This window comes from Vibrio sp. V15_P4S5T153 (assembly GCF_963874485.1).
GTDB classification, from domain to species: Bacteria; Pseudomonadota; Gammaproteobacteria; order Enterobacterales; family Vibrionaceae; genus Vibrio; species Vibrio anguillarum.
In genome coordinates this window covers 95,800-108,508 of the sequence record NZ_CAWNHR010000022.1, presented here as the reverse complement: position 1 = coordinate 108,508, position 12,709 = coordinate 95,800, and the positions used below count along the sequence as shown (strand labels likewise).

General features: G+C 44.3%; 10 protein-coding genes and 2 tRNA genes. 8 read left to right on the top strand and 4 right to left on the bottom strand.

What is annotated here, in order from left to right; genetic code table 11:
• Positions 1-472: 472 nt before the first annotated feature.
• Complete coding sequence (locus tag AACT42_RS24140; RefSeq protein ID WP_094131634.1) at positions 473-1,465, bottom strand: nitrilase family protein; 993 nt, start codon at positions 1,463-1,465, stop codon at positions 473-475.
• A gap of 62 nt (positions 1,466-1,527) precedes the next feature.
• On the opposite strand from AACT42_RS24140, the gene AACT42_RS24135 reads away from it, so the two are divergent.
• The 8 genes from AACT42_RS24135 (at position 1,528) to choV (ending at position 10,582) form a co-directional block, all read left to right on the top strand.
• Positions 1,528-2,406, top strand: coding sequence for a LysR family transcriptional regulator (locus AACT42_RS24135; RefSeq protein ID WP_094131633.1), 879 nt, complete (start codon positions 1,528-1,530; stop codon positions 2,404-2,406).
• Between the two features lie 308 nt (positions 2,407-2,714).
• Entirely contained in the window at positions 2,715-3,503 is a 789-nt protein-coding gene (locus AACT42_RS24130) for a lipase family protein (protein WP_094131632.1), read from the top strand.
• Between the two features lie 215 nt (positions 3,504-3,718).
• Entirely contained in the window at positions 3,719-4,312 is a 594-nt protein-coding gene (betI, locus tag AACT42_RS24125) for a transcriptional regulator BetI (RefSeq protein WP_094131631.1), read from the top strand.
• Between the two features lie 21 nt (positions 4,313-4,333).
• Positions 4,334-5,794 carry a betaine-aldehyde dehydrogenase gene (betB, locus tag AACT42_RS24120; protein ID WP_094131630.1) on the top strand — a complete coding sequence of 487 codons (1,461 nt, stop codon included), beginning with the start codon at positions 4,334-4,336 and terminating at the stop codon, positions 5,792-5,794.
• Between the two features lie 18 nt (positions 5,795-5,812).
• Positions 5,813-7,513: a choline dehydrogenase gene (betA, locus tag AACT42_RS24115; RefSeq protein WP_094131629.1), complete on the top strand. Its 1,701-nt coding sequence runs from the start codon at positions 5,813-5,815 to the stop codon at positions 7,511-7,513.
• Positions 7,514-7,549: 36 nt separating this feature from the next.
• Positions 7,550-8,494, top strand: a complete 945-nt coding sequence (locus AACT42_RS24110; protein ID WP_094131628.1) for a choline ABC transporter substrate-binding protein — start codon at positions 7,550-7,552, stop codon at positions 8,492-8,494.
• A gap of 49 nt (positions 8,495-8,543) precedes the next feature.
• A complete protein-coding gene (gene choW, locus AACT42_RS24105; RefSeq protein ID WP_017048787.1) occupies positions 8,544-9,392 on the top strand; it encodes a choline ABC transporter permease subunit in 849 nt (282 codons plus the stop codon).
• A 2-nt stretch (positions 9,393-9,394) separates the two neighbouring features.
• On the top strand, positions 9,395-10,582 hold the full coding sequence (choV, locus tag AACT42_RS24100; RefSeq protein ID WP_094168067.1) for a choline ABC transporter ATP-binding protein: 1,188 nt from the start codon (positions 9,395-9,397) through the stop codon (positions 10,580-10,582).
• A gap of 132 nt (positions 10,583-10,714) precedes the next feature.
• Here choV and AACT42_RS24095 read toward each other — a convergent pair.
• The 3 genes from AACT42_RS24095 to viaA all read right to left on the bottom strand — a co-directional run bounded on the left by AACT42_RS24095 (position 10,715) and on the right by viaA (position 12,704).
• Positions 10,715-10,788: transfer RNA gene (locus AACT42_RS24095), tRNA-Cys, on the bottom strand.
• Positions 10,789-10,825: 37 nt separating this feature from the next.
• Positions 10,826-10,912, bottom strand: a tRNA-Leu gene (locus AACT42_RS24090).
• 346 nt (positions 10,913-11,258) lie between these two features.
• A complete protein-coding gene (gene viaA, locus AACT42_RS24085; RefSeq protein WP_094168066.1) occupies positions 11,259-12,704 on the bottom strand; it encodes an ATPase RavA stimulator ViaA in 1,446 nt (481 codons plus the stop codon).
• Positions 12,705-12,709: the final 5 nt, after the last annotated feature.

Here is a 12,709-nt window from a genome sequence, read left to right as displayed (position 1 = left end):
TTTTTAATTATGAAAGAAAATGAATTACTGATGTAAATCAATTACAAACTCAAACTACCCTAAAGAGGTAGCCATAAAGAGGAATATCAGATAGAAATAAACACCTTATCGTAAATACTAGGAGACGACAGGTATAGGAAGATAATTTATATAGTATGATCACTTCCAATCAAACCTGATCATTTACAACAAAATTTGTCAGTTTTCCTCTGCCAAAGCACTTGGCAGAAGTTATATAAACAACTTAAACACGCTCATTATGCTTTCGAGTAGAAGCTTATGACGACGCTGTTCCTCCTCTATTTAGGGGGAGGGAATTAATTTCGTGAGTATTGGGTATGCTATTTATGATGAGCGATATAGTTTGTTGGAATGTTTTTGCCCCAAAGTTTGTTAGGGGTTCTTTATGAAACAATATAATCATAATCGCCAACGTATTACTCGTTGGCGACCACTCAATAAGTTACGCCATCTATTTTTGTGTCGAGAATCTTGCCTGATAAGGCGTCAGTTCATTCCCTTCCATCGTTAAGGGAGCGTATAGATTAGGTCTACGACCTCTGATCCAGCGTCTGCCTGTACACATATTTAAATCTTTCGCATTGAGATCGGCAATAACCATATCATTATCGATGCAGTCAGTTTCAGCGATAATTTCACCATAGGGATTGAGCACCATCGCATTCCCCGTTCTAACTTCATCCATATCAACCCCAACACCGTTACTAAAGATCAGGAACATACCATTGTCATGTGCACGCGCGGGTAGCCAACGCATTAACCACTTTCTTCCCTTAGAACCTTGCATTTCAGAACGAATCGAATCTGGATCTTGGTGACGATTATGCCAAAGCTGGGGATCAATCAACCCCATCGCATTAGGGCTGCGAGAGTTCGTTCCGCCTGTTTGATGAGGCGCGACTAGTATATCAGCCCCTTTTAATGCTGTTATTCGAACATTCTCGACTAAATTATTATCCCAGCAAATCAGGATTCCTACACGGCATCCATGTGGCGTATCAAACACAGTGTATTCATTGCCACTTCTCATGTGTTTGCTGACAAACGTATGCAGCTTTCTGTGTTTGGATATCTGGCCATCAGGCATTGCCATTACGTAAGAATTATAGAGATTTCCGTCCTTGTCCTTTTCAATTAAACCTGCGCCGATACTGAGTTGGTATTGTTCAGACATTTTTAGCAAGCGTTGGGACGTTTCCCCTTGTGGAATAAACTCGGACAAATCATTGATCTCTGATTTCTTAAGTTTCGAAACATGCCAATAACCAGTCACACACATTTCAGGGAAGGCGATGATTTTTACCCCTTGTTTAGCAGCCTTTTCTACGTAACTTTGAATAACTGATAAGTTGTAGTTTTTGTCGTTCGCATGGTGGTTAAATTGGACAGTCGCAACACGGATATCTTTCATAATTGTTCCTTTTACTTGGTGAATTTCAACCATTTTAAAAAGCTCCTTTGATTCCGTATAATGAATAAAATTCCTATAATTAATGAGCACATGGAATGGATTTTGTCGATTTACGCACATTCTGCCAGTTAGCGGTAGATGGTAACTATCGAGTAGCTTCAGAGCACTTACACATCACTCAGTCAGCTTTAACTAAGAAGATTCAGCGCCTTGAAGCTTTTTGTGGAGTGGTTTTATTCGAGAGAGGAAGACAAGGGGCCAGTCTAACTGCGGCAGGCGTAGCTCTTTTACCTGAAGCGCAACGAATTGTATCAAGTTTTGAATCTTATAAATCTCTAACTCAACGAGTCGCCAAGGGAATTGCAGGAAATCTCAATATAGGTTTTGGCATATCTTCCTACCACCTTGCACCAGATTACATAGCTAAGTTTAAAAAACACTACCCAGAGATCCACATTACGCTTAACGATATACCATCTCAAAAGCAGTCAGAATTTCTACTTCTAGGGGATCTTCATCTCAGTTTTAGTCGACTACCAACTGTAGCTCCGCTGAAGGGCGTGAAGCTCTGTACAGATCATCTAGTGCTTGCGACGCATAGAAGTCAAATCATAGACAAAAACAAACTGTGGTTTTCGTTAGATTCAATCGATTATTTACAGCTTAATCCTGAGCGAGGTAAGGGGCTAAGCCAACAAATAAACATGCTATTAGAGGAGCATGAGAAAAAACTGAATGTAGTTCAGGAGGCCGATGATATTCAAACATTGTTGGCACTAGTATCAGCAAATTTGGGGTTCACTATTGTTCCTGCAAGTGTAAAGCATATTGCGAATGAGCATGTCGCTTTTTGGGAACTGTCAGGGAAAAATAGCTCATGGGATGTCGGTCTAATTTGGAATGAGCAGTTAGAGAGCTTTGCAAAAGACAATTTCATTCAATTTGTTCAGAAGATGCAAATTGAATGTCGTTGATTCTATAGGTGTGCTGTAACTCATTTTTGTCCAAACTTTTGTCAGGCCGATCTTCGCTGGCTCATTTTTGCCCCATTATGCTCCAGAGTGGAAGCTGAACCGTTCTGTTCCTCCCCCTTTCAGGGGGAGGTTAGGAGGGGGTGTGCAGGCCCTACCCCTTGAAGGGGAGGGAATTTTGACATTCTGTCCTTCGCATCTTTATGGCTGACAGCATTTAAATATAAATACTCCCCCACCCAAAACTGCATCATTCATAAAGCATTCACATTCAATCGCTACGTTAGCTCAATATCTTCGAGAGCTGTCATGTGAAACCACTTAAACGCTATCAATACGAACGCTATGCCGTGCTGTGCAACCTTGCTTATCCCAGAGTGTTTAGGCAGACACGTTACGGTTTTGATCCGAACGGTCAGCACATCATCCGTAACCAGTTTGGTAAAATCATGATTCGAGTGCTGTGGAGTAAAAACCAAGAAGAGGCCGTGGTGGTCATCAAAGGTTCGCACAGTGTCAGTGATTGGCTTTTGAACTTTGCAATGTGGACACGCAGTTGCAAACACTTAGGATTGGATTACCGTATCCATGCGGGCTTTTACCATCTCCTGCATCAAGAGAGCCTGCCAACGCGCAACGAAGATAAACTCGGCCTATCGGTTTTACAACGGCTGGAAGCCGTCGTTGTTCCTCTGATCGAGAGCGGCAAACGCATTGCCATCACTGGTCACTCTTCGGGTGGGGCTATTGGGTGTATTTTTGCTGACTACATCGAAAAGAAATACCCAAAATGCATCAAACGCATTGTGACATTCGGCCAACCCGCGATTGGTAATTGGCGTTTTCGTCAACGCTACGCGCTTAGCCACAAAACCTATCGTATTTGTTGTGACCTCGATATCGTCACCTTTATGCCACCCATTCCTTTAATCTATTGGCATGTGGGTAAATTGCTGTGGCTTTACAATGGGCGTATTTACGAAAACACACCAACGTTCATTCGATTAGGCAGGTCTTTATTGAGCTGGCTAGTTCGCCCCTTCTCTTACCACCTCATGAGTAAATACATCCGCAATAAGGATTTCTTCGATGAACGATAGAAGCTAGCACCGAACAAAAAACACGGTGACTTCAAATATTTTTCACACTAAGCAATTATGAAAAATTAATTGTAATCAATTGAATTAAAGCAATATTTATCATTAACCATATAAATTTAATGGCAATTATCATTCAAAATAGATTTGAACTCTAAACATTATCGTGGCATTTTATATTTAACTAATCGTTCAATATAAAATAATCAGGATGAATTATGCCAAAGGTAGGGATGCCAGACATACGCAAACCTCAACTTGTCGCCGCAACAATGACAGTCATTGAACGCGTTGGATTACATGGCGCAAGTATCGCTTTAATCAGCAAAGAAGCAGGTGTCTCGACAGGGATTATCAATCACTACTTTGGCGGCAAACATGGATTATTGGAAGAGACAATGCGTGTTGTTTTACGTGAGCTTTCAACCACCATCACTCAGCATTTAAACCAACTCCCAAAAGAGGCTCATTACGAACGCATTAATGCCATCGTAACCGGCAATTTCAAAGGGTTCCAAGCAGAAAACCAAGTCGTTAAAACATGGTTAGCGTTTTGGGCTTACTCCATGCACGACGCACAATTAAATCGCCTGCAATACGTCAATGAACAGCGTTTACTTTCTCATCTTAAGATTGAACTCAAGCAGCTGCTCCCATCAGAACAAGTCAACCTCGTGGCTCATGGTATCGCGTCACTGATTGATGGCATTTGGCTACGCGGAGCATTAAACCCCAAAGGGATAGACCCTGCTCAAGCACATTCCATCATTAACGATTACCTCAATAAACAATTAGCGTTTTACGCGCAATAACAACTCACTTCAGGCCTTAAAATGGAAATACAATCGCTTTATATCAACGGAACGCTCCGATCTGCGACTTCAGGAGAACGTTTCGATACCTACAACCCAGCAACAGGTGAAGTGATAGCAAGATTGCAGCACGCCAGTGCCAATGATATTGAACAAGCTATCACATCAGCCAAGCAAGGATTCGCGGTATGGTCAAGAATGACCGCAACAGAACGCAGCCGTATTTTGCTAAAAGCAGTAAAAATACTTAGAGAACGAAACGATGAACTTGCTGTACTTGAAGTTCTCGATACCGGTAAGCCGATTCAAGAAGCCAATTGCGTTGATATTGCGACTGGCGCAGACGTCATTGAGTACTTTGCGAACTTAGCCCCCTCGCTTCAAGGCGAGCAACAGCCGCTCAACGACCATCAGTTTTTTTATACTCGCCGCGAGCCATTAGGCATCTGCGCGGGCATTGGCGCATGGAATTATCCGATTCAAATCGCGATGTGGAAATCAGCGCCAGCATTGGCTGCCGGCAATGTGATGATTTTCAAGCCCTCAGAGGAAACGCCATTAAGCGCATTAAAACTGGCAGAGATCTTCAGTGAAGCCGGAGTGCCAGACGGCGTCTTTAACGTGGTTCAAGGTGATTACCGCGTAGGTCAAATGCTGACAGCCCACCCTGATATTGCCAAAGTCTCTTTTACCGGTGAATCGGGCACCGGGAAAGCCGTGATGGCAGACAGCGCTCGCAGCTTGAAGTCTGTCACTATGGAATTGGGCGGAAAGTCACCGCTCATTATTTTTGATGATGCCAAGCTTGATCAAGCTGTCTCCGCCGCCATGGTGGCAAACTTTTATACTCAAGGTGAAGTGTGTACCCATGGGACGCGCGTTTTCGTACACGACAGCCTCTACGATGCGTTTGTCGCTCAGCTTAAGCTGCGTACTGAACAATTAGTGATTGGCGATCCTATGGATATCAACACCCAGATTGGCGCGTTAATTTCCAAACCTCATTTAAACAAAGTACTCACAGCGATTGAGCAAGCCAAAACCAGCCAAGCAACTTTGCTCACTGGCGGTTATCAAGTTACCGATAACGGCCTAGATAAGGGCAACTTTGTTGCACCAACCGTTTTCATTGATTGCACTGATGACATGCCTCACGTGCAGCAAGAAATCTTTGGCCCTGTAATGTCAGTGCTTAAATTTAGCGATGAAGACGAAGTGATCGCGCGCGCGAATGGTACTCAATATGGCTTAGCGGCAGGAGTGTTCACACAGAACCTTTCACGTGCACACCGAGTAATTCACCAACTTCAAGCCGGGATCTGCTGGATAAATACTTGGGGAGACTCTCCGGCAGAAATGCCTGTTGGTGGTTATAAGCATTCCGGAATTGGCCGTGAAAATGGCATAGAAACCCTTAAGCACTATACCCAAACCAAAAGCATTTTAGTGGAGCTAGATGATTTTGCTAGCCCATATGCTTAATCGTCAAAGGAGCCTTCTATGTTAAATCACTTTGATTACATTATCGTCGGTGCGGGCTCAGCAGGCTGTGTTCTTGCCGATCGCTTAACCGAGTCTGGCGAGCATCAAGTTTTACTGCTCGAAGCCGGTGGTAGCGATAAAAGCATTTTCATTCAAATGCCAACCGCCCTTTCTTACCCGATGAACAGCGAAAAATACGCATGGCAATTTGAAACCGAGTCAGAGCCCGATCTCGACGGGCGTAAATTACATTGTCCACGAGGCAAAGTACTCGGAGGCAGTTCTTCGATCAATGGCATGGTATACGTACGCGGCCACGCTTGCGATTTTGATGAATGGGAATCACTGGGCGCTAAAGGTTGGAATTATCAAAATTGTTTACCCTATTTTCGCCGCGCTGAATCTTGGATAGGTGGCGATAACGCTTATCGTGGCGGCAACGGGCCCGTCGGTACTTGTAACGGTAACGACATGCAATTGAACCCACTTTATCAAGCCTTCATCGATGCGGGCAAAGAAGCCGGTTATCCAGAAACTGACGATTACAATGCTTATCAGCAGGAAGGTTTCGGACCAATGCATATGACGGTAGATTCTGGAGTTCGCGCCTCAACGTCCAATGCCTATTTACGCCGCGCGATGAAGCGCCCGAACCTCACCGTAAAGACAGGAATTGTGACACATAAAATCTTGATTGAAGAGCAAAAGGCCATCGGCGTTGAGTTTGAAAAATCAGGCAAGATCCAACAAGCGTTTTGCTTGCGAGAAGTGATCTCAAGTGCTGGTTCTATTGGCTCTCCTCAACTTTTGCAACTTTCGGGTATTGGCCCTAAAGCGCTGATTGAACAAGTTGGTGTGAAACTGGAGCAAGACCTGCCTGGCGTGGGTCAAAACCTGCAAGATCACTTAGAGATCTATTTTCAATACCATTGTAAACAACCGATCACACTAAACAGTAAACTCGGTTTAATCAGCAAGGGGCTTATCGGCACTGAATGGATCTTAACTCGTAAAGGATTAGGGGCAACCAACCACTTCGAGTCGTGCGCGTTTATTCGCTCTCGCGCAGGGCTCAAATGGCCAAATATTCAATACCACTTTTTACCTGCTGCAATGCGGTACGACGGCCAAGCGGCCTTTGATGGTCACGGCTTCCAAGTTCATGTGGGGCCCAATAAGCCAGAAAGCCGAGGACAAGTACAAATTGTCTCTCGCGATCCAACGGTTTCACCCTCTATCGCATTTAATTACCTATCAACCGAACAAGATCGCCAAGATTGGCGCGATTGCATTCGTCTCACCCGCGAAATTCTAGCGCAACCAGCATTGGATAGTTATCGGGGTGAAGAAATTCAACCGGGGGAAGAGATCCAAAGCGATGACGATATTGATTCATGGGTCAAACAGAATGTGGAAAGCGCTTATCACCCCTCTTGCAGCTGCAAAATGGGCGCAGATGACGACCCAATGGCCGTAGTGAATGACCAATGCCAAGTGCGCGGAATTCAAGCTTTACGCGTGGTGGATTCCTCGATATTCCCAAGCATTCCCAACGGGAACCTGAATGCGCCAACCATCATGGTCGCAGAGCGCGCCGCCGATCTTATTTTAGGCAAACCGCTATTAGCCAGTACTGAAGCTCCAGTATGGATTGCACCAGATTGGCAAACCAAACAAAGAATAAAACCACCAATGAGAAAGCCGGACGCTTACTCATAAAATTTATAAAGTCAGTCAAAAATACAAGGAAATAACATGTCTATTACTAAAAAAACCGTGCTCACACTTACAATGACGACTCTGCTCAGCGCCAACGCTTACGCCAATCAATGCGATACGGTGCGCTTTGCTGATGTGGGTTGGACAGACATTACCGCCACGACAGCAATAACCACAGAGCTGCTCAAAGGGTTAGGCTATCAGACAAAAATCGATTTACTCTCAGTACCCGTGACCTACTCATCTATGGCAAACGGTGACATTGATGTATTCCTCGGTAATTGGATGCCAACCATGGAAGGCGATATTGCCAAATACCGTGAAGCTGGAACGGTTGAAACTCTGCGCGCTAACTTGGAAGGAGGAAAATACACACTCGCTGTGCCTAAGTACGTTTATGATGCCGGTGTCCAATCGTTTGCTGATATCGCTCAATTTTCAGATAAATTTCGCGGCAAAATCTATGGTATTGAACCGGGCAATGACGGTAATCGCTTGATCCAATCGATGGTTGATGAAAACGCTTTTGAGCTGAAAGATTTTAGCGTTGTTGAGTCAAGTGAAGCGGGCATGGTGTCACAAGTGGCACGCTCAGTACGTCGTAATCAGTGGATTGTGTTTCTAGGTTGGGCTCCACACCCAATGAACAGCAATGTTGAAATAGAATACCTTGATGGCGGTGACGATTACTTTGGCCCAAACTACGGTGGTGCAAATGTCTACACCAATGTGCGTCAAAACTACCTAGCACAATGCCCAAATGTCGGTAATTTATTAAAAAACCTATCCTTCTCGCTTGAAATGGAAAACCAACTGATGGAATCCATTCTCAACCAAGGCGTGTTACCAGAACAAGCCGCTCGCCAATGGTTAATCAAACATCCAGAAAGTATTGTTCCATGGCTAAAGAATGTAAAAACCAAAGCTGGAGCACCTGCACAACAAGCTATTAGCAACTATTTAGCGCCATTTAAAGCATAAATTAATTTAAAGGAGGAGGTGAGCATTTCACCTTCCAAAAGGCTATACCGTGAATTTTATTACAGAGAACAAAATCCCCTTAGGTCGTTGGATGGAAAGTGGCGTTGACTGGCTGACCATCCATGCAGCCACATTTTTTGATACTGTTTCCTACTTACTTGAGACCATCATTTTATCTTTAGTTGATGTGTTTAAATGGATGCCCCCTGCCGTGCCGATTTTAGTCACCGCAGCCATTGCATGGTATCTACATCGTCAGATTTCATTGGTGGTATTTGTTATTGCTGCCCTACTGCTTATTCTAAACCTTGGCTACTGGCAAGAAATGCTGGAAACCTTTGTCTTGGTGTTTGCCGCGACAACGATTTCCGTATTAATTGGCGTACCATTGGGCATTATCGCCGCGCATCGACCATGGCTTTATACGCTGATGCGCCCAATTCTTGACTTAATGCAAACGGTACCAACCTTTGTTTACCTCATTCCAACGCTAGTTCTGTTCGGTTTGGGTATTGTTCCGGGGCTCATTTCGACCATTATCTTTGCCATCGCCGCCCCCATTCGCCTCACCTATCTTGGGATTACTAAGGTACCGGAAGAGTTAGTTGAAGCGGGTAAAGCATTCGGCTCTAGCCGTATGAACTTACTGCTCAAAGTGGAGTTGCCAGCAGCGCTACCCAGCATAATGGCAGGGATCACTCAGTGCATTATGTTATCACTTTCCATGGTTGTGATTGCCGCCTTAGTTGGTGCTGACGGCCTTGGCAAACCCGTGATTCGTGCACTCAACACCGTCAATATTTCTCAAGGTTTTGAAGCTGGTTTAGCCATCGTTTTAGTCGCCATCATTCTTGATCGTTTATGCAAAACCCCACATCAAAATAATAAGGACGCATAATCATGGATGCGATTACCATTAAAAACCTCGATGTTATCTTTGGTCAGAACCCAAATGAAGCACTGCAACGACTCGACGCGGGTGAATCTCGCCAAGAGATTATCGATGCCTGCGGTCAAGTCGTAGGGGTAAACAATGTCAGCCTTACTGTTAAAGAAGGCGAGATTTGCGTCTTGATGGGGCTGTCTGGTTCAGGGAAATCGAGCTTGCTGCGCGCGGTGAATGGCTTAAATACCATCAGCCGAGGATCATTAGAATTAAAAGATAGCGAACGCTTTGTTGACCTTGCCAGCTGTGATAAAGCAACGCTTCAGCATTTAAGGACAAATCGTGTCTCGATGGTGTTTCAAAAGTTTGCCCTTATGCCTTGGTTATCGGTTTTAGATAACGTGGCGTTTGGCTTAGAAATGCAAGGAATGAGTAAGAAAAAACGCCACCAACGTGCTCGTGAACAGCTAACAATGGTTGGCCTTGCTGAATGGGAAGATAAATTCCCCCACGAACTTTCTGGCGGCATGCAGCAACGTGTCGGTTTAGCGCGTGCTTTTGCAATGGACAGTGACATCCTGTTAATGGACGAGCCATTCTCAGCACTTGATCCGCTGATTCGTGCGCAACTGCAAGATGAGTTATTAGATCTACAAAGCAAACTCAACAAAACCATCTTATTTGTTAGCCACGACTTAGATGAAGCACTAAAAATAGGTAATAACATCGCGATTATGGAGTCAGGAAAACTGATTCAGCACGGTAAACCAGAAGAAATTGTCCTTACACCCAAAACGGACTACGTTAAAGAGTTTGTGGCACACACTAACCCTCTTAACGTACTAAAAGGACGTTCATTAATGCAGCCCATCGAACAGTTAAAGCAACAAGACGAACGTTGGCAGGTCTGCAAAAAACAGGATGTTTGGGTCGCACAACATGATAAAACTCTGACGCTATATGGAGCAACGTCGACCGCTCTTATCCACTGGGATACCCAAGTCAGCGATATGTCGAACATTGATTCATCGATGATGATTATTACAACACCTGATATTGATATGCGTAGCGCGATTGAGTTGAAACATCGAACTCAAAATCCGATTCTTCTGATGGAAAATAATCAGCTCGTCGGCGTCTTAAGCGACCAAGAAATTTACAGTGCCCTACTGGGAAATTATCAAACCGAAAAGGCGGCTTAACACTCACCTCTGTACATTGCTGTCAATGTCATGTTAACGCCATCATACCGATGGCGTTATTTTCTAAACAGGCTGTTGATTCTTAATCACATAGATCAAAAAAAGACGCTAAAAAGCGTCTTTTTTTGTTTTTGGAGGCGCGACCCGGAGTCGAACCGAGGTCCACGGATTTGCAATCCGCTGCATAACCAGTCTGCCATCGCGCCTTTAATTTTTTGTTGCTCTTAATGAGCAAAGAATAGATGGTGCCCCGGGCCGGACTTGAACCGGCACGACTCGAAAGTCGAGGGATTTTAAATCCCTTGTGTCTACCAATTTCACCACCAGGGCACGCAATTCTGGATTGCGATGCCGTCAACTGAATCAGTTACACACCATCGAAAATTTTTTGAAGTACATTCGCTAGCTTTGTTATTAACAACATTTGGTTATTAAAAACATTTGTTATTAAACATTGCTTTGCAGCTTTTAATAACTCTGCTCATCTTGCTGAGCAACTAACTCCTGACATTGTTCTTTCGGGCTTTGCCGTGAGAACGAGGCGTACTTTAACGGATTAAGAAAATGAGTCAACAATAAATTTTCCACTTATGAATCAAGTGACTAAGAATCGACCCACAAAGGATAGAAGGCGAACAATTAGAGCAACAATCCATCAGTTTTTATCAAGTGATCGTTACCATTTTTTCATCAGTCGCCCGACGAGATTAGGATGGTATGCCCAGCAGTGATCAAACATCACCATCAACTGTGGATTACCATAGCGAGACAAACTCACCGCATGGAAACGATTTTTTTGATGTTTTAAGGTCGCGATTTTTTCTAGCAGAGCTTCCGGCGGTTTAGGTGCGATGAAATCCGACAATACGACCAAATCTGCATTGCGGTATTTGTCACTGTTCATCAGTTCAACCGATTGTTCTAGCACAGGGTCTAAATCCGTTCCGCCGTGAAATGAATAACTTAAAAAATCACTCGCTTCACGCAAGCCATCTTGCTTGGTCAGCTCATAGGTAATTTGCTGAGTAGAAAACAGCATCACGTAGCACTCGCGCCTCTCAGCAAGCGCGATCTGCATCAGAGCATAAGCCATCGCTTTTGCACACTGTTCTGGGAAACCACTCATGGAACCAGAAGCGTCCACACATACGATGAACGGCCCTTTTTCAATCTCAAACTGTTTGTGCTCTGGTTGGTACGCTTTGACTTTACGCAAGGTGCGAGACTTGCCTTGCATGCGATAGTTCATCAAACGCTTATCCACTAAATGCTTGTAGAAAACCACCTCAAGTTCAGGATAGGCAAGAAACATGGTTTCGTTGGGCAGCAGTTTGTTCAGATCATCACTTTCGTGGATGCCGACGATGTCATCCGTCGCTTCGTCCGATTTCTCCTCCACCATTTGCAGCGCTTCGGCTGGGGTGCGGTTGAGATCCGGGTCATCTACTTCGCCAGCCATGCGCCCAAGCTGTTCAGCAATCTCTTGCAATCCTTTGTTCTTTTTCAAAAATTCCGCATGGCGCTTCATAACACTAATGTCTGTTTTACTGAGCTTCGCCGATGCCATATCCCACAAGCGACCGACGCTGCTTTCATCACCCGATTCCGTGACTTTATCCATGTTTTTCATGGTTTCCATACGCTGGTACAAATCGGCCAACACTTTTTCTTTGTTACTTTCAAGTTCGTTGATTTGCGCTTGTTTAATCGCATGGCAAAGGCTTTGATACCATTGGTCACAAAAGAAATGAGGGAACATGGGGTTATGCAACCCCTTGTTTTTTTCGATTAAACGACGTGCTTGGAGATAAAATGCTGAGTGCCATTCCAACTGTTTGATTATCTCGTTAATCCGGGTAAAGAAGGTCTCTTCATCCCAGTGAATTACTTCTTGATATAAGGTCAGCTCTTGTTGAAAACGCTCAGTTTCACACACTTTTGTAATGCGTTTTTTGACACTACCACGCCACTTAGTTAGGTGATTTTTAACTGAATTCGCCACGCCGCGGTTTTCAGCCATCATCATCACTTGCGAGCGCGCAAGCAAATCATTCACTGCCGTATCAATGATGCCCGAGTCGGCAATCATTAACGCTAAATTTAAACCATCGGCACCAAGCATCTTCT